Here is a 16808-nt window from a genome sequence, read left to right as displayed (position 1 = left end):
CGGGTGGTCCGCTCGACAAGTGGGTGGAGATGGGTGTTGATTGATCAGGCACCACAGATGAAAGGATGCTTCGGTGGAGTCGACGTACTGGCAGGACGTGATGGCCGCGGATTACGCGGTACCGGGCGACCGTGCGCTGACCGACCTCACCGAGGAGCTCGTCCGCGGCCTCGCCAGTACCAACCCGCAGGTCCGTGACGCCCTCGCGTATCCGACGCTCGCGACCTGGCTGGAGCGCGGGGTGTACGACGACCTGCTGCCGGGCTTCGGTGACGGCCTCTGCGCCGGACTCGCCTACGGCCTCGGGGAGGACGGCACCGACACCGTCTTCCGCCGCTCGTTCACCGCGCTGACGCTGGCGGAGGTGATCCACCGCGACAACGCCGAGTTCCTGGTGCACGACGAGGTGGTGATGCGCTGGGGCGACCGGCTCGCCACCTGGCTGCTACGGGAGCGCGACCTGCGCGGATACGTCTCGGACTGCGGCTGGGCGCATGCCGTTGCCCACGGCGCCGATGCGATCGGTGCGCTGGCGCGGTCCCGGCACTGCGACGCCGGTGTACTGCGCGCGCTGCTCGACGTACTGGCGGACCGGATCGTCAAGGACACGCAGTACCGCTGGGTGCACGAGGAGCACGACCGGGTCGCGCACGCGGTGATGACGATCCTGCACCGGAACATGCTGACCAGCGACGAGCTCGAGCGCTGGCTGAAGCCGGTCGCGGAGACGGCGGCCCAGCAGCCGCTGATGCACGAGACCCTGCCGGAGTGGCCGACTCCCTCGGTCTTCAACGCCCGCGGCGTCCTGCACGTGCTGCTGAGCCAGCTCGCGATCGGTGTGAAGGGCTTCCCGATTCCGGGCGACGACGAGTTGTTCGGCCGCCCGATCGAGGCTCGCGCGGACATGCTGCTGATGCTGACCGAGGCGGTCCAGTCCTCCCAGCCCTACATCTACCGCCCGGCGGCCAACCCGCGGTCCTAGTCCGGCTCGGGTACGGCGACCGTCGCGACCACTGCGCGATGGTCGGTCCCCGCGATCTCGTACGTCGCGAAGCGGCCGGGCTGGATCGACCGGGTCACGACCACGTGGTCGATCTGCGTCCGGACCACGGCTGGCTGGTCCGACGGCCAGGTGCCCTGCAGGCCGCTGCCCACCGACGGCCCGACGCTGCGGCAGTTGGTGCCCAGAGCGTGCCGGAAGTCCGCGTGGTCGAGGGTCGCGTTGAAGTCGCCGGCCACGACGGTCGGCGGATCCTGTGTGCACCAGTGCCGCAGTACGAGCAGGTCCTGTTTCCAGGTCGGCATCGAGTCCGGCAGCGGCGGGAAGCCGTGGTACGCGATCAGCCGGACGTCGCCCAGGTTCCCGCCGGTCACGATCACGTGGCCGAACGCCGTACCGAGTTCCGTGGCGAACCGCACCGCGCCGAGGTTCGCGGAGACCAGAACGCTGGTGGCGCTCTCCACCGCCTTCGACGGCTGCTGCGTGAACCCCTTGTACTGCAGGTCATGCAGCTGCGCGCGGATCTCCTCGCGCACGTCGACCTGTGCCTCGGGCAACGACACCAGGTCGGGCCGGCGCTGCCGGATCAGCTCGGCCACCTCCCCCGCGTTGGCGCCCCCGCCGAGCACGTTCGCGACCATGATGGTGAGCTCCCGCGTGCCCGCCGCCGGCGGATGCGCATCGGACAGCTGGCGCGGCACCGTCAGCGCCCCGCCGGTCAACGCCAGGGCCACCACGAGTACGGCGGCTATGCGCCATCCCCGCCGTACCAGCATCAGCAGACCGAGCAGCAGGACCACGACGAGGCCCTGGGGACGGAACGCGACCAGCTGTGCGAACGGCGTGACCTCATCGAGCCCGAACAGTTCCGGATACAGCGGAACGGCGACCGCCACGAGAAAGAGCACGGACAGCACGACCCGCCGTACCAACCATGCCTTTTCGTTATCCATGGACCACGCTGAAACTCTAGTCGGTGGTACAGACGAGCGGTAGCGTGCTCCGTTGCGCCTGCCGTGTGTCCCGAGGAGGTTTGCTGTGTCCAGATTGTCCGCGGTCAGACCCGCGTACTGGATCTCCGGCGTTCTGCTGGCGGTCGCGGTCGTCGTACCGCTCCTGGTCTCCACCTACGCCAAGGATGAGCCCCGGTTGTGGGGCTTCCCGTTCTTCTACTGGTACCAGCTGATGTGGGTGTTCATCTCGGCGATCCTGGTCAGCATCTGCTACCAGCTGGTGAGCCGGGAGGAACGCCGGCGGCGGGCCGCCCAAGGGCTCAAGAACCCGGACCAGCACGGTGCGGACGAGGAGGCGGACCGGTGAACAACGTCGACTGGGTGCAGTTGATCATCGTCATCGTGATCTTCGGCGCCGTCACTGTGATGGGCTTCATGGCAGCCCGCTGGCGCAGTGCCGGTCACATGGACAACCTCGACGAATGGGGACTGGGCGGCCGTGGCTTCGGCACGTTCATCACCTGGTTCCTGCTCGGTGGCGACCTCTACACCGCGTACACCTTCGTCGCCGTCCCGGCCGCGATGTTCGCAACCGGTGCGATCAGCGGCTTCTTCGCGGTGCCGTACACGATCGTGGTCTACCCGATCATCTTCATCTTCATGTCCCGGCTGTGGTCGGTGTCGCATCGCAACGGCTACGTGACCCCGGCCGACTTCGTCGGCGGCCGGTACGGCAGTAAGGCGCTGTCGCTGGCGGTGGCGGTCACCGGCATCCTGGCGACCATGCCGTACATCGCCTTGCAGCTGGTCGGTATGCAGGCCGTGTTCGAGACGATGGGCCTGGGCGGCGACAACACGCTGGCCAAGGACCTGCCGCTGCTGATCGCGTTCGCGGTGCTGGCGGCGTACACCTACTCGTCCGGTCTGCGGGCGCCGGCGATGATCGCGTTCGTCAAGGACGGTCTGATCTACCTGGTGATCGGCGTCGCGATCATCTACCTGCCGCACGAGCTCGGCGGCTGGCACTCGATCTTCGGTGCCGCCGAGGACAAGCTGACCGCGACCAGCCCGGCGACGGGCAAGCCGGTGGGCACGTTCATCCCGGGTGAGTCCGGGTTCTCGGCGTACTGGACGCTCGCGCTGGGTTCGGCGATGGCGCTGTTCATGTACCCGCACTCGGTGACCGCGGTGCTGTCGACGAAGAACCGCAACATCGTCCGGCGGAACGCGGCGATCCTGCCGGCGTACTCGCTGCTGCTCGGTCTGCTCGCCCTGCTCGGCTTCATGGCGATCAAGGCGAACGTCGACGTGAAGGGCCTGGACGGCCTGGCCAACCCGCAGCTGGCGATCCCGCGGCTGTTCGACCAGGAGTTCCCGTCCTGGTTCGCCGGCATCGCGTTCGCGGCGATCGCGGTCGGGGCACTGGTGCCGGCGGCGATCATGTCGATCGCGGCGGCGAACCTGTTCACCCGCAACATCTACCGCGACTTCATCAAACCCGCCGCCACTCCGGCCCAGGAGGCCAAGGTCTCCAAGCTGGCGTCGCTGCTGGTGAAGCTGGGTGCGCTGGTGTTCGTGCTCGGGATGGACAAGACGATCGCGCTGAACCTGCAGCTCCTCGGCGGTATCTGGATCCTGCAGACGTTCCCGGCGATCGTCGTCGGCCTGTTCACCAAGTGGTTCCACAAGTGGGCACTGCTCACCGGCTGGGCGGTCGCGATGGTGTTCGGCACCCTCGAGGCCTACAACGTGGTGAATCCGGCGACCAAGAAGCACTTCGGTGGTTCGCTGGCCAACATCCCGTTCACCGACACACAGGCCTACATCGCGCTGACCGCGTTCGTGCTCAACCTGGTCATCGTGGTCGTCCTGACGCTCGTCCTGCGGGCACTCAAGGTGCCGGAGGGCAACGACACCACGCACCCGACGGACTACGTCGCGGACCGCGGCGACCCGGGCGTGAAGGACCTGCCCGAGCTCCTGGACGAGGGCGGAGCGTCGGCGGCCAAGTCCTAGCGCGGACGCCTCGACGGCGGTCTCATCGGCTCCGGCCGATGGGGCCGCCGTCACCATATGCCGCCATGTCGACACGCTGCGAGGTCAGCTTGCCCGGATTCGGGCCGCCGGGACGGCAGAATCGCGAGGGTGTTGCTGGTCCTCCTCGTCATGGTGCTCGGTGCTCTCGCGGCGCTCGCGACCGGCGGACGCTTCGGACGATTGGCGGACAACTCCCTGGCCGGCGTGCATTGGCTGGCCGCGGCCGCGATCGGCCAGCTCCTCGGTTCGCTCTTCGGAGGTACGGCGTACCCGGTAGGGCTGATCGGGTCCGCGGTCTGCATCGCCGTGTTCCTGCGGCTCAACCTGAAGCATCCCGGCGTCGGCTTGCTGGCGTTGGGTTTCTTCGCGAACGCGATGGTCGTCGCCCTGAACGGCGCGATGCCGGTGTCGCCGACCGCCTTGGCCCGCGCGGGGATCGGCACCTCCGTGGTGACCGATGCGCGCCACGAGCTGTCCGATGCGGCGACCAGGTTGCCTTGGCTGGGCGACGTCGTACCCGTGGCCCTTCCGGGCCTGGGACAAGCTGTCAGCGCCGGAGACGTGCTGATCGCGGCCGGTGCCGGCTTGCTCCTGTACGCCGGAATGGGCGGCTCCGGCCGGATTCCCGCGGACGCCGCACCGGTGTGGGACGACCTCGAGCCGTCTCCCGTCCATCCGGCCCTGCAGGTGCTGCGGACGAACCTAGAAGCGGAAGCCCCGGCCGATCACGCGCCTGAGTGACTCGACCACGACCGGGTCGTACTCCGCCCCGATCCCGAGCCCGATCGACTCCATCGCCTTGGCCGGCGACTGTCCGTTGCCTTCGCCCACCAATTGTTCGTAGGCCAGGGCAACATTCACGATGCCGCTCTCCAACGGGATGTCGGCATTGCTCGCGCGACCGTGCCGGTACGGGTCGTTCGAGTGCCGGACGATCTCGGCGACGTGGTCCAGTACCCCGGACCGCTCGATCACCGAGGCTCCGATCTCCGCCGCGCGCTGGCGCTCCTCCCGCGTCCGCAGCAGGCTCGCGCCGCCCGGGCTGGGATCTGCCAGCGCCAACTGCCCGACGCCCGACAACAGAGCGGCGTACTCCAGAGCCTCCATCCGCGCCGGGGTCAGACCCAGGTCGTTGCCGATAGCCACTGCCAGGGTCGCGGTCCGCGCGTTCTGCCCCGGACTGCTGAAGCCGGCGATCTCAGTACTGCGGGCCATCGACCGCACCGTGGTCCGGTACGTCCGCTGCGCCGACGCGAACCGCCGGAACGCGAACTGGGTCAGCAGCAACGGCACCACGACCAGCGGCACCGCCCACAGACCGATCAACGACGTACCCGCGGCGAGCAGCATGCCGCTGATCCCCATCGCCAGACCGATCCGTCCCATCACCGCGAGCTCGTCGCGAAGCGCCGCGGGGAACGGACGGTTGTACCGCTCGGTGTCCTGGCCGGCTCCGACCAGAGCATCGGTGAGACCGGCCGACAGCACGGCCAGCAGCATGGCACCGGTCAGCGGTACGGCGTGGGTCCACGACCCGTTCCAGTACAGGCTCTCCGGCGTGACGAGCTCGAAGGTGACTGCGGCGAACGCGACCGAGAGGACACGACGGCTGGAGATGACCAGATCCCAGGGCAGGCCGGCGATCGCCCGCGGGAAGATCCCGGCCAGCGTCGCAAGGCCTGTGACGGCGACGATCTGGGCAACCTCCGGAGGAACGCCGACGGCCGGTCCGCGCAGCATCACGTAGGCCAGCGAGGCGCTGGTGGCGATCGGTGCCCGGTTCCGGCTGGGGTCCACGCGGAACTGCACCATCTCGCCGACCGCGATCAGCAGACCGAAGACGATGACGAACGGCCAGCCGGTCACGCCCTGCCTGGCCGTGATGATCAACGCGACCAGGCCCACCGCGCCACCTGCGACGGACAGCACCACGCCGCTGCCCAGGCGCCGCGCTTCGAAGGTGTCGAACTCCTTGGCCTGGGTCATGCCGGTCCAGCCGCCGAGCCCGACGCACCGCCCCCGGTGCCCAGACTCAGATCGTCGTGGTCGATGCTGACCTGCACGCTCTGGTCCGGCGCCGGCTGGTCCGCGGCCGCGGCGCTCCAGCCCTGGGTCCGGATCACCTGGACGAACGCGTCGACCAACTCGGGGTCGAAGTGGGTGGTCTTGTCCTGGACGAGGATCGCCAGAGTCTCGTCGACGCTGCGGGCGGGCCGGTAGGACCTGGTCGAGGTGAGGCAGTCGAACGCGTCGACGATGCCGATGATCCGTGCGAAGAACGGGATGTGCGTGCCGCTGAGTCCGGCCGGATAACCGGTCCCGTCGTACTTCTCGTGATGGTGCAGGACGGCCGACTTGACCTCTTCGAGGAAGGGGATGTTGCCGATCAGCTCGACCCCGCGGGCCGGGTGCAGCCGGATCGCGTCCATCTCCGCGTCGTCCAGCTTGCCCGGTTTGCGGATGATGCTGGTCGGTACGCCGACCTTGCCGACGTCGTGCAGCAGTCCGGCGTGCTCCAGCGCGTTCTGGCGGTCCTCGGGCAGCCCCAGCTGGCGCCCGAGCATGCCGACCCCGGCGCTGACCCGCTCGGAGTGTCCGCGGGTGTACAGGTCCTTGGTCTCGATGACCTGGATGAACGCTCGCATCGTCGCCGCCTGGGCAGCACGTTCGGCCTGGTACTGCGACAACGCCCAGCGGACAACGAGTAATGGCCCGACCACCAGCAGGCACGAGGCGATGCCGAGACCACCGATCCAGGTCACCGCCAGCAGGACGCCGAGAGCGCTGTACCCGAGCATCGGCAGGAAGGTCGGCCCGATCACCGACTTGAGGAAGTCGACCACCCGCACCTGCCCCTCGAGCCAGAGGATCAGGCTCAGCAGCAGTGCGTTGGCCAACTGATGGCCGATCGTGCCGGCCATCGCCGCGACGACGGTCCTCGGGATGTCGTCCAGGACGTCGGATCCGACAGGGCCACCTAGCAGGGCGTAGGCGGCACCACCGCCGGCGGCCGCGAGAACGCGGTACGACGGGTTGAAGATGCGCTTGACCAAGGGAGACGGTTGCCGGAGCTGTGCCACGTACCCGAACACAGACACGGCGACCGCTGTCCACGGTCCCGCGATCACGAAGACGGCTACCAACGCCACGGAATCGAGGGCAGCCGGATGGTTGGGCAGGACCTTGAACCGCAGGGCCCCGCCAAGGAGCATGAGTAGGGCAAGTGCCAGAGTGGTGAGACTGAAGGTGATCTGAGTAAGAGCCACGACGAGCACCGCCAGAGCGGACACGGCAACCACGGCCACCGCTGCTCGTAGCAGTGAAGCTCTCACTGGGGCGCCACCTCTAGCCTTCCACTACGACATAGTTCACCAGTCCCAGCTGTCGGTCGCCATGATAGTCACCTCCGACCAGCGGCGTAGTCTTGAATCCCGGGCTGCTGCGGGCTTCAGGGGGGCTAGACAGCGCATCGCTGACTCTTCCTTTAATTCTTGCTCAAACGACGTGCGCCGAAACACTGTAAGGCAGTGCATGACTCGCCGCACGATGGGACGGTCCGCAGCGTGGTATGAGAGACTGTGACTCTTTGCAGTTGTTTCAAGGAGGCTTAGGAATGGGCAAGACCGGCCGCAAGCGCCGTGCACGCAAGAAGAAGGGCGCGAACCACGGCAAGCGCCCCAACGCCTGAACTCAGGCGGCTACAGACAGCGAGGACCCCGGCCAAAACCGGGGTCTTTGCAATTTGGTCACAGCTCGGATCAGACCAGCTTTAACCGAGGTCTGTATTCGGAGCGTCCCCGGTCGCACACTGAATGCTACCGTCAAACGACTGTTGGGTTATGCGATCACTTCGGGCCCGCAGATCCTCCTAGAGTTGGCTCCGGATGTTCGGCACCGACGGTGCCGGGTGGGCTGCGTCGAGTGAGGGACGGGTGACGGACGAGTGAGGAGGTGGGTGGGCTGACCGCCGCGAGCCTGAGCGATCTGCTCCGCGGATTCCGGACCAGGGCCGGGCTGACCCAGGCCGCTCTCGCCACCAAGGCCGGGTTGAGTGAGCAGGCGATCAGCGTGCTCGAGCGCGGCACCCGGCAGCGACCCCGGATCGGAACCGTCCAGGCACTGACCGTGGCTCTGGACCTGACCGCCGGCGAAGCCGAGGAGTTCCTGGCCGTTGCCCGCGGCAAGAGCCGCACGGTGCGGGGGCCGAGGGCGGCGCCGGTATCGTCGGCACCGGCTGTGACCGACGCGTTACCGGTGCCATGGCAACTACCTCCGGCCGTGCCGGACTTCACCGGTCGTGCTGCTCAGATCGAAGCAGTCCAGGCCGCTTTGCGGGATCCCGCCAGGATCCGCACCGGCGCGGTCGGGCTGGTCGCGGTGACCGGCATGGGCGGCATCGGCAAGACCGCCCTCGCTGTCCAGGCGGCGCACAAGTTGACCAGCAGCTATCCCGACGGCCATCTCTACCTCAACCTCCGCGGATACGGCCCGGGCCGGCCGATGACGACCGAGGACGCGCTTCGCCAGTTGCTGCGGTCCCTCGGTCTCGACCTTCAGCTGATTCCTGACGACGTGGAGGAAGCGGCCGCGCTCTTGCGCTCGCAGTTGGCGGGCCGCCGGGTGCTCGTGCTGCTCGACAACGCGACCGACGTACGTCATGTCACGCCGTTGCTGCCGGCGAGCTCCGGATCGGCGGCGATCATCACCAGCCGCGGATCGATGGCCGCATTGCCCGGGGCGCGCCAGATCCGGCTCGACGCGTTGTCGGAGACCGAGTCGGTCGAACTGCTGTCCGGGGTCATCGGCCAGGCCCGGGTCGCGGCCGAACCGGACGCGGTCGAACGGCTCGCGTCGTTCAGCGGCCGGTTGCCACTGGCCGTCCGGCTGATCGGCGGCCGTCTGGCCGCGCGGCCGAGCTGGCCGATCCAGCATCTCGTCGATCTGCTCCGGGATGCGGAGCGCCGGCTCGACAACCTCGGCTCCGACGAGACCGGCGTACGCGCGAGCATCGCCAGTTCGGTGGAGTTCCTCAGCACCAGCGACCGGGCGCTCGACCGCGAGGCCGCGCAGGCCCTTCCCCTGCTCAGCGTTCCGGACGGGTCGGATCTGCTCACCATCGTCGCCGCTCACCTGCTCGGCGTCCCGCTCCGCCGGGCCGACGCGATCCTGGAACGCCTCGTCGACCTCAACCTGCTCGAGTCCGTGGCCCCTGACCGCTACCGCCTTCACGACCTCATCCGGGCCTATGCCCGCGAACTGGCCGACGAATCCCTCACCTCGGCCGACCGCGACGCCGGTCTGGACCGCGTTCTTCGCTTCTACATCGCGGCGGCGTGGGCCTGCCAGCGGCTGACACATCCGAAGAGTCCCAGGTTGTCGCTGGCCACTGTCCGGGCCGAGCCACTTCCGGCGTTCACGGACATGGGCTCGGCGCTTCGGTGGTTCGACGACGAGCAGCGCAACCTGATGGACAGAGTCGCTCAGGCGGCCGGTACGTCGATCGCCGGGACGGCCGTGTTCCCCGAGCTCGCGGTCGCGATGTTCGGCTACCTCGAGCCGCGCCGGCGCTGGGTGGAGATGCGCGAGCTCGGCCGGGGCGTGGTCGAGCTCGCCGAGCAGCTGAAGCTGCCGCTGACGGCCGCCTGGCTGCAGCACGACAGCGCGATCCCCGAGGTCGAGAACGGCGCCCTGGAAGCCGCCGTTCCGCATCTGTTCACAGCGCTGGAGATGTTCCGGCAGGAGGCCGACATTCCCGGGCAGGCGCGGTGCTGCTCATCGCTGACGTATGTGCTCGGCCATCTGGGTCGCATCGACGAGGCGCTGGAGTTCGGCAATCAGTCGCTGCGGCTCAGCCAGGAGATCGGCGACGTCACACTGGAAGGCGTCGCGTACACCGCGGTCGGCGGACTCTACGACCGCCTCGGCGACTACGAACGGGCCGACCAGGCGTTCGCGCAGGGCGTCGCCCTGGCGCAGAAGTACGGCGACGAGCGCTCGGTGTTCAAGCGCTTCGTCAACGCGGGGTTCTCCCATGTGCTGGTCGGCCGGTACGGCGACGCGGTCGACGCCGTGCAGCGCGCCGTCCTGCTGGCCGAACAAGCCCACGACGACGTGGGTCTCAACGAGAGCCATCACACGCTCGCCCTGGCCTTCGCCGGTCAAGGGCGGTTCGACACGGGTGAGTACCACGCCCACGAAGCGCTGCGGTTCTCCCGGCGGACCAAGAACCGGCTGCGGGAGGGCCGCATTCTTCTCGAACTGGCCAAAATCAATGCCGCGACCGGTGACCGTTCCGCCGCGACGGCAAATGCCACCGCCGCCGCCGGCATACTCGCGGGGCTTTCGCCTATTCACGAAACGCAGGCCGAGGAGCTGCTGGCTCACTTGGCGCGCGACCAGCCCTACACCTACGCACTCACAAATCACTCGATCTGATCGCCGGCCCCGCCCAATCGGGACGAACGGCGATTCAGTCGGTGGTGGTGATGGTGGTTTCGACCTGGATTTGGGTCAGCCGGAGAAGGATTTTCTGGCGAAGGGCATCCGGGGCGTGGTCGGAGCCGCAGGAACGGTGCACGAGTTTCTTCACGCAGCGTTCCAGGTCGTATTCGTCCAGGCAGGGGGCGCACTCTTCCAGGTGCTGCCGGATCTCGTCGGTGCTGGCGTCCTCGAGCTCGTTGTCGATGAACACGTACACCCGCTGCAGGATCTCGCTGCAGTCGACGTCGTGGTGCTCGCCGCAGCTCACGACTCCTCCTTCTCCGCGGTCGCGTCGGCGCTGTCGTCCGACGTGGGGATCAGGCCACGATCCCGGGCGTAGTCGCCCAGCAGCTCACGCAACTGGCGCCGGCCACGGTGCAGCCGGGACATCACGGTGCCCACCGGCGTACCCATGATGTCGGCGATCTCCTTGTAGGCAAAGCCCTCGACATCGGCCAGGTACACGGCCAGGCGGAAGTCCTCCGGGATGGACTGCAGCGCTTCCTTGACGTCCGAGTCGGGCAGATGCTCCAGAGCGACGGCCTCGGCCGACTTCAGTCCTCCGGGGGTGTGGGACTCGGCGGCGGTGAGCTGCCAGTCCTCGATCTCCTCGGTCGGCGACTGCGTGGGCTGACGCTGCCGCTTGCGGTATCCGTTGATGAACGTGTTCGTCAGGATCCGGTACAGCCACGCCTTCAGGTTGGTGCCCGGCGTGAACTGGTGGAACGAGCTGTAGGCCTTCGCGAAGGTGTCCTGCACCAGGTCCTCGGCGTCGGACGGATTGCGGGTCATCCGCATCGCCGCGGCGTACATCTGATCCAGGAAGGGCAGCGCTTCGCGCTCGAACCGCGCGGTGCGCTGCTCGGGTGTCTCGGTGGTGGTGGGAGTCGGCATCGTGATCGAGAATACCGGGGTCTGCCCAGCGTTCCGCGCCGGAGCCACACTCGTCGCCATCATGTACGTCACAACACCCCCCGCCGCAGCGTCATTCCCGCCTGAGCGGGGCGCAGCGGAGCGTTCAACCGCTGACCATCATCCGGACACTTCGCGGCTGACCCATTCGAACACAGCTTCGACCAGCAGGTCGAACGCCTCCTGCTGAGTCAGCTCGGCCCGCTTCGGCACCTTGAACGAGTGCTCCGCGTCCGGTACGACGGCCATCTCGGTCAGCGGCGGAAACTCCTCCGGCGACCCGAACGGGTCCCGCTCCCCCTGCACGACCAGCGTCGGCAGCCCGGCTCCCTGCAACTCGTCGACGCGCGAGCTGCCCGGCTTGCCCGGCGGATGCAACGGAAACGCCAGTGCCAGTACGCCGGACGCCCCCAGACTGCTCGCGGTCCGGCAGGCCACGCGGGCCCCGGCGCTGCGTCCGCCGATCACCAGCGGGGTGCGGACCCGGAGCTGGCCGATGATCGCGATCCACGCCTCGTCCAGGATCTTCGGCGCCGGCGCGAGCTTCTTCCCGGCCCGGCGCCAGGGCTGCTCTATCAGGAACACGTTGATGTCCTGCTTCGGCAGCCGGGCGGCCAGTGCGGCCAGGTCGCCGGACTCGATCCCCGCCCCCGCGCCGTGACCGAGGGCGAGCGTCGCCACCGGCCGCCGGGCCCGATGCGCCACGATCCGGGCCTCACCGTGCGGCGTCCCCACAATCCGTTCGTCGGTCACGCGCCCATCCTGTCATCAGAAGGCGACGGAACGGCGCTGCTCGGGCGGTGGGTCAGAAGAACAGCTGCCCCGGGGAGGGGAAGGGAAGGTGGTGGGTGGGTCAGAAGACAGGTGCTCCGGGGAGGGGAAGGGAAGGTGGTGGGTGGGTCAGAAGAGAGTGGTCTCCTCGGGCGCCGGCGGCTTGTCGATCGGGTCGGCGCCGTCGGGCGGCAGCGGGTCGATCAGGTGCGGTCCGTTGTTCTTCACCGAGCTGACCGCCTTGGACACGGCGTACGCCTCCAGCCGCCCGGGCGCGGCCGGGACCAGGAGGTCGAGCAGGTCGTCAGGATCCGACGACAGCGGGTCGAGCCAGGCGTCGTACCGCTCGCGCTCGACCAGGAGCGGCATCCGGTCGTGGATGCGGCCGAGGTCGTCGGTGGCCGAGGTGGTCAGGACCGTGCAGGTCCACAGCCAGGCCTCGTCCTTGTCCGCGTCCTGGACCGACTTGTCCCGCCAGATCTCGTACAGCCCGGCCATCGCCAGCACGCCGCCGTCGGCCGGGTGGATGAAGTACGGCTGCTTGACCGGCTTGCCGTTCACCTTCTCCTCGGCCGTGTACCACTCGTAGTACCCGTCCGCCGGCAGGATGCAGCGCCGGGTGGCGAACGCCTTCTTGAAGGCCGGCTTCTCCGCCACCGTCTCCATCCGGGCGTTGATCAGCCGGTTGCCGATCGAGGTGTCCTTGGCCCAGGACGGCACCAGTCCCCACTTGACCGTGGTCAGCTTGCGGACCGTGTCCTCGGGCTGCTCGCGGTTCTTCCGCTCGACCACCGCGATCACCTGGTCGGTCGGCGCGACGTTGTAGTTGTCGCCGAGCTCCTGCACGGACTCGCGCACGTTCCCGGCCTCGATCTCGAACTCGACGACGAGGTCCGACGGGTCCCGGCTGGAGGCGTATCTTCCGCACATGGCACCAGCCTAGACAGGGCCACCGACAACGACCACGGGACGAGCGACGACGGATCGCTCACCCCGTGATGAGCGATCCGCCGCCGGTCCGATGCGTCCGGGCACCCCCCTGTTGGCGTCCGGACGCAGGTCCCTAAGGTCTGGCCAGTTCGTCGAGCACCCGGCCGGACATCTCGTCGCTGCCCGGCAGTCCTTCGATCCAGATCCGGGCCAGCTGGGGTACGTCGGTGTCCAGCCGCCACTGGGTGATCAGGGCTCGTACCGTCTCGACCTGCTCCGGCAGGTTCGGCTCGCGGCCGACGAGCGCCGCCGCACGGTGTGAGCCGACGCGGCCCAGTACGTCACCGCCGCAGAAGACGATCCGCAGGCACTCCGCCACGTCGACCAGCCGGAGTTCGCGGTCGAACGGCGTGGTGCCCGGGGGATTGAGCGGCTCGACAACCACCAGTGCGTGGGTCTGCGGTACGGAAGTTCCACGGAGTTCCGCCTCTCGGTAGAGCTCGCCGAGCCGGGACCGCAGGTGCGCCAGGCTGGACAGCCCGGTCAGCGGGTCCTCGCAGGACAGCGAGTGGAGGTAGACGAGTGAGGCCTCGGCCCAGCTGGAACTGAGTGCGCGTACCGCGGCGAAAGCCGGCTCGCCCCCGGCGATCGAGCGGTACAGCGCACTCAGCCCATCAAGTGCCTCGAGCAACGAGACTCCGTCGGCCGCCAGTTGGCGGCCGACCTCGTCGCTCGCAGGCACGACATCGGCCCCGTCCCGGAGCGCCTCGGCGATCGCGAGGTAGGCGCTGCGGTCGGTGCTGCTTTCGGGACAGCTCATCGCGTCGGGGCCAGCTGTGCCGTGCGGATCCCTCCGCCCGCACGGTTGATCGATGGGAGACGACGCTTCCGGCCGGTTCCGTGCGGGCGACCCCGCCAGGTTCAGGGACTTGGCCGGACGCAGGTCGAACCGTCTGCGGAGATCCGCGAACAGCGACATGGCCCTCCTCGAAACAGCCCCGTCAGTCTCCCGACCGGTCGGCCGGAAGCGTCGTTCCGGAGGTGAGACAGCGGCGGGCGAAGTTCATGACGCGGATTCGGAGAACTTTTTTCGCGTAACTTCCGCGTGGCCGTCCTCGTCAGGAAAGGTGCGCCGGGGAGATGCGCACAGCCCGTCCCACGTGGGAGCCTTGTCCTCGGCAACTATGTGACGGACGGTGACGCCGTCGTACGGACAGTCGTGACCACAGACCACGGGGGAGACCGATGGAGACGCCGGAAGGACCGAGCGACGCCGAACTGATCGCGCGCGTCCGCAACGGCGACCTCGAGGCGTACGGCGAGTTGTTCGGCCGGCATCACCACGCGGCCGAGCGGATGGCCCGCCAACTGGTCCCGGCCAACGATGCCGACGACCTGGCCAGCGACGCGTTCGCCAAGGTGCTCGACGCGCTCCGCTCCGGCGGCGGCCCGGACATCTCGTTCCGCGCCTACCTGCTGACGACGGTACGGCGGGTGCACGTCGACCGGATCCGGTCCGGGCGCAAGGTGCAGGCCACCGACGACATCGCGGCGTACGAGCGGGAGCCGGAGACCTTCGACGACCCGACCGTGACCGGCTTCGAGAGCGGCGCGGCGGCCAAGGCGTTCGCGAGTCTTCCCGAGCGGTGGCAGGCCGTGCTCTGGCACACCGAGGTCGAGGGTGAGAAGCCGGCCGCGATCGCTCCCCTGCTCGGCCTGACCGCGAACGGCGTGTCCGCGCTCGCCTATCGGGCCCGCGAGGGTCTGCGCCAGGCCTACCTGCAGCAACACCTGGCCGACGTCGCCGGGGATCGCTGCCGCTGGACCACCGAGCGTCTGGGTGCGTACGTCCGCGGCGGCCTGACCAAGCGGGAGAACCGCAACGTCCGCGAGCACCTGGACGACTGCGCGAAGTGCACCGCGGTCTACCTCGAACTGGTCGAGGTCAACAGCGCGCTGCCGGCGCTGCTCGCCCCGGCCCTGCTGGGCACCGCGGGTCTCGGCTACCTGGCCGCCGCGTCCGGCGCCAAGGTCGGCTTCGTCGGTTTCCTGGCCACGGGCTGGAAGAAGGCCACCGAGAACAGCACGCGTACGGCGGTCGGCGCCGGAGCGGTCGTGGTCGTCGCGGTCGCGGCCGTGCTCGCGGCGATGGCGCTCACCGGCAACGACACTCCCCCGGCGGCGATCAGCAATCCGCCGAGCCAGCAACCCACCCAGCCACCGGGGACAGCTCCGACGGTGCCACCGGCCACGCCGCCGACGGTCAAGCCGCCGACCGCGAAGCCGACGACAGCTCCGACCACCGCACCCCCGACGACCGCGCCGACGTCACCGGAGCCGACGCCCGGCGTCACTCCGACTCCGACAGGGACCACACCGACTCCACCGTTGCCGACGACACCGATCCTGGACGAGGGCCTGCTGACCATCAGTGCGCCGCGCGGCGGCAGCAGCCCCACGACCCGGGCCGGCGGGGCGCAGGGCCAGGCTTCCGAGCAGTGGATCATCACGATCACGGCCCCGGCGCAGAACGCCGACCCGATCGTGGTCGGCCTGAAATACGGCTCCGCACTCCACTGGCCGCTCAGCGGGGACCCTCGCGGCTGGACGTGTGACCAGGCCGCCGGCACGTGTACGGCGGACAACTCCTCCGCGCCCCAGCCACTGCCGGTCTCGTTCGCGACGCCGACCGGCGGCTCGGCGGCCGACCGGACCTTCACTGTCTCGGCCAAGACCGGCCGCCTGTACGACGACGACTCGGCCACGCTGACCGCACCGCCGCGGACCGACGAGAACCTGCTGAAGATCGTCGCCGGCAAGGCGGATCCGGATGTCCACCACCGCATCCTGACTGTTGCCCCAGGCACGGACCGGACCAGCGTGACGCTGAAGCTGAGCTACGGCTCGTCGCTGGAGTGGCCGATCACCGGCAACCCTGCGGGCTGGAAGTGCTCGGCCTCGACGAAGACCTGTACGTCGCTCACCCCCGCCAAGCCGGCTCCGCTGCCCGCGGACTTCGACGTACCCGAGGACAGCTCGGCGACGGCGCGGACGTTCACGGTGGCGGCCACGGCCGGGCTGGTGAGCGACACGGACTCCGAGGTACTGGCGGGGATCCAGCCGGACGAGTCGCTGCTGCAGATCGTCACGCCGACACCGAGCACCGACCCGAACCCGTTCCTCTACAACCGGTTCCTGCAGCTCAACGGGGCCACGAACCAGCGGGTGACGCTGGACATCACCTGGGGCCGCAGCCTGCAGTTCGTGCCAGCGCTCAACGTCGGGTGGACCTGCTCGCGGTCGTCCGACATCAACACCATGACCTGCTGGACCGACAACTACCGCAAGTCGTTCAACTCGCAGTGGGCCGCATGGCTGCCCGGCACCGGCTCGAGCAACACGATCACCGTGCACGCCCAGGTCGGTGGGCGCGAGGACACCGACTCCGTCAAGATCCCGCCCTCCACCACCCGCCGCTGACCCGTCCCTCCCCACCTCCTACCCCATCCACCCTCCCATCCCACCCCCACCCCTCCGCCGACCCCACCCCACCTCACCTCCCCTTCTCTTCTGGTGGGCTGACCCCTCAGAACGTGGGTTGGCCAACCGCGTGCGACTGGCCAACCCACACGCGGATGGGTCAGCCCACCAGACGGGGCCGGGCCGAAGGCCGGACCGGGCGGGACGGGGCGGGGCGGGGCGGTCGCCTCCTAGCTCGCGTTCCC

The 16808-nt window shown here is 68.9% G+C and carries 15 protein-coding genes; 7 read left to right on the top strand and 8 right to left on the bottom strand.

Annotation, left to right across the window (positions count from 1 at the left end):
• The first annotated feature begins 73 nt into the window (after positions 1–73).
• On the top strand, positions 74–982 hold the full coding sequence (locus ACGFH6_RS41860) for a DUF2785 domain-containing protein (RefSeq protein WP_393396386.1): 909 nt from the start codon (positions 74–76) through the stop codon (positions 980–982).
• Here the strand turns inward: ACGFH6_RS41860 and ACGFH6_RS41855 are convergent.
• Positions 979–1953, bottom strand: coding sequence for an endonuclease/exonuclease/phosphatase family protein (locus tag ACGFH6_RS41855; protein WP_393396384.1), 975 nt, complete (start codon positions 1951–1953; stop codon positions 979–981). The genes ACGFH6_RS41860 and ACGFH6_RS41855 overlap by 4 nt on opposite strands.
• A gap of 85 nt (positions 1954–2038) precedes the next feature.
• Here ACGFH6_RS41855 and ACGFH6_RS41850 point away from each other — a divergent pair, with 85 nt between their 5' ends.
• The 3 genes from ACGFH6_RS41850 to ACGFH6_RS41840 all read left to right on the top strand — a co-directional run bounded on the left by ACGFH6_RS41850 (position 2039) and on the right by ACGFH6_RS41840 (position 4731).
• Entirely contained in the window at positions 2039–2320 is a 282-nt protein-coding gene (locus tag ACGFH6_RS41850; protein WP_393396382.1) for a DUF3311 domain-containing protein, read from the top strand.
• Positions 2317–3969, top strand: a complete 1653-nt coding sequence (gene mctP / locus ACGFH6_RS41845; RefSeq protein WP_393396380.1) for a monocarboxylate uptake permease MctP — start codon at positions 2317–2319, stop codon at positions 3967–3969. Before ACGFH6_RS41850 ends, mctP begins: the two co-directional genes overlap by 4 nt.
• Positions 3970–4098: 129 nt before the next feature.
• Positions 4099–4731, top strand: coding sequence for a DUF5317 domain-containing protein (locus ACGFH6_RS41840; protein WP_393396378.1), 633 nt, complete (start codon positions 4099–4101; stop codon positions 4729–4731).
• Here the strand turns inward: ACGFH6_RS41840 and ACGFH6_RS41835 are convergent.
• Together ACGFH6_RS41835 and ACGFH6_RS41830 are read right to left on the bottom strand one after the other, a co-directional pair.
• Positions 4693–5976 (bottom strand): HD-GYP domain-containing protein, encoded by a 1284-nt coding sequence (locus ACGFH6_RS41835; RefSeq protein WP_393396376.1) that lies wholly within the window; start codon positions 5974–5976, stop codon positions 4693–4695. The two genes, ACGFH6_RS41840 and ACGFH6_RS41835, sit on opposite strands and share 39 nt — an antisense overlap.
• On the bottom strand, positions 5973–7322 hold the full coding sequence (locus ACGFH6_RS41830; protein ID WP_393396374.1) for an HD-GYP domain-containing protein: 1350 nt from the start codon (positions 7320–7322) through the stop codon (positions 5973–5975). Before ACGFH6_RS41830 ends, ACGFH6_RS41835 begins: the two co-directional genes overlap by 4 nt.
• A gap of 281 nt (positions 7323–7603) precedes the next feature.
• Here ACGFH6_RS41830 and ACGFH6_RS41825 point away from each other — a divergent pair, with 281 nt between their 5' ends.
• Together ACGFH6_RS41825 and ACGFH6_RS41820 are read left to right on the top strand one after the other, a co-directional pair.
• The gene (locus ACGFH6_RS41825; RefSeq protein ID WP_369759046.1) at positions 7604–7678 is read left to right on the top strand and encodes a 50S ribosomal protein bL37; all 75 of its coding nucleotides are present in this window, start codon (positions 7604–7606) and stop codon (positions 7676–7678) included.
• A gap of 263 nt (positions 7679–7941) precedes the next feature.
• Positions 7942–10425 (top strand): NB-ARC domain-containing protein, encoded by a 2484-nt coding sequence (locus ACGFH6_RS41820; protein WP_393396372.1) that lies wholly within the window; start codon positions 7942–7944, stop codon positions 10423–10425.
• Between the two features lie 34 nt (positions 10426–10459).
• On the opposite strand, the gene rsrA is transcribed toward ACGFH6_RS41820, so the two are convergent.
• The 5 genes from rsrA to ACGFH6_RS41795 all read right to left on the bottom strand — a co-directional run bounded on the left by rsrA (position 10460) and on the right by ACGFH6_RS41795 (position 13903).
• Positions 10460–10738 (bottom strand): mycothiol system anti-sigma-R factor, encoded by a 279-nt coding sequence (gene rsrA, locus ACGFH6_RS41815; protein WP_328518789.1) that lies wholly within the window; start codon positions 10736–10738, stop codon positions 10460–10462.
• Entirely contained in the window at positions 10735–11364 is a 630-nt protein-coding gene (locus ACGFH6_RS41810; protein ID WP_131358482.1) for a sigma-70 family RNA polymerase sigma factor, read from the bottom strand. The genes rsrA and ACGFH6_RS41810 overlap by 4 nt, the downstream gene beginning before the upstream one ends.
• 138 nt (positions 11365–11502) lie before the next feature.
• The gene (locus ACGFH6_RS41805) at positions 11503–12135 is read right to left on the bottom strand and encodes an alpha/beta family hydrolase (RefSeq protein ID WP_393396369.1); all 633 of its coding nucleotides are present in this window, start codon (positions 12133–12135) and stop codon (positions 11503–11505) included.
• 147 nt (positions 12136–12282) lie between these two features.
• Complete coding sequence (locus tag ACGFH6_RS41800) at positions 12283–13083, bottom strand: SOS response-associated peptidase (RefSeq protein WP_393396367.1); 801 nt, start codon at positions 13081–13083, stop codon at positions 12283–12285.
• 133 nt (positions 13084–13216) lie between these two features.
• Positions 13217–13903, bottom strand: coding sequence for a hypothetical protein (locus ACGFH6_RS41795; protein ID WP_393396365.1), 687 nt, complete (start codon positions 13901–13903; stop codon positions 13217–13219).
• Between the two features lie 425 nt (positions 13904–14328).
• Here ACGFH6_RS41795 and ACGFH6_RS41790 point away from each other — a divergent pair, with 425 nt between their 5' ends.
• A complete protein-coding gene (locus ACGFH6_RS41790) occupies positions 14329–16563 on the top strand; it encodes a sigma-70 family RNA polymerase sigma factor (RefSeq protein WP_393396363.1) in 2235 nt (744 codons plus the stop codon).
• Positions 16564–16808: the final 245 nt, after the last annotated feature.

The organism is Kribbella sp. NPDC049227 (genome assembly GCF_043197265.1).
Lineage (GTDB): Bacteria > Actinomycetota > Actinomycetes > Propionibacteriales > Kribbellaceae > Kribbella.
The sequence above is the reverse complement of the archived record's forward strand: the minus strand, read 5'-3'. Positions and strand labels throughout refer to the sequence as shown.

What these genes read in the sequence shown, in the direction of transcription:
- ACGFH6_RS41795 (WP_393396365.1), bottom strand. Translation starts at nt 13,903, where the DNA reads ATGAGCTGTCCCGAAAGCAGCACCGACCGCAGCGCCTACCTCGCGATC.
- ACGFH6_RS41810 (WP_131358482.1), bottom strand. Translation starts at nt 11,364, where the DNA reads ATGCCGACTCCCACCACCACCGAGACACCCGAGCAGCGCACCGCGCGG.
- ACGFH6_RS41855 (WP_393396384.1), bottom strand. Translation starts at nt 1,953, where the DNA reads ATGGATAACGAAAAGGCATGGTTGGTACGGCGGGTCGTGCTGTCCGTG.
- ACGFH6_RS41790 (WP_393396363.1), top strand. Translation starts at nt 14,329, where the DNA reads ATGGAGACGCCGGAAGGACCGAGCGACGCCGAACTGATCGCGCGCGTC.
- ACGFH6_RS41835 (WP_393396376.1), bottom strand. Translation starts at nt 5,976, where the DNA reads ATGACCCAGGCCAAGGAGTTCGACACCTTCGAAGCGCGGCGCCTGGGC.
- ACGFH6_RS41800 (WP_393396367.1), bottom strand. Translation starts at nt 13,083, where the DNA reads ATGTGCGGAAGATACGCCTCCAGCCGGGACCCGTCGGACCTCGTCGTC.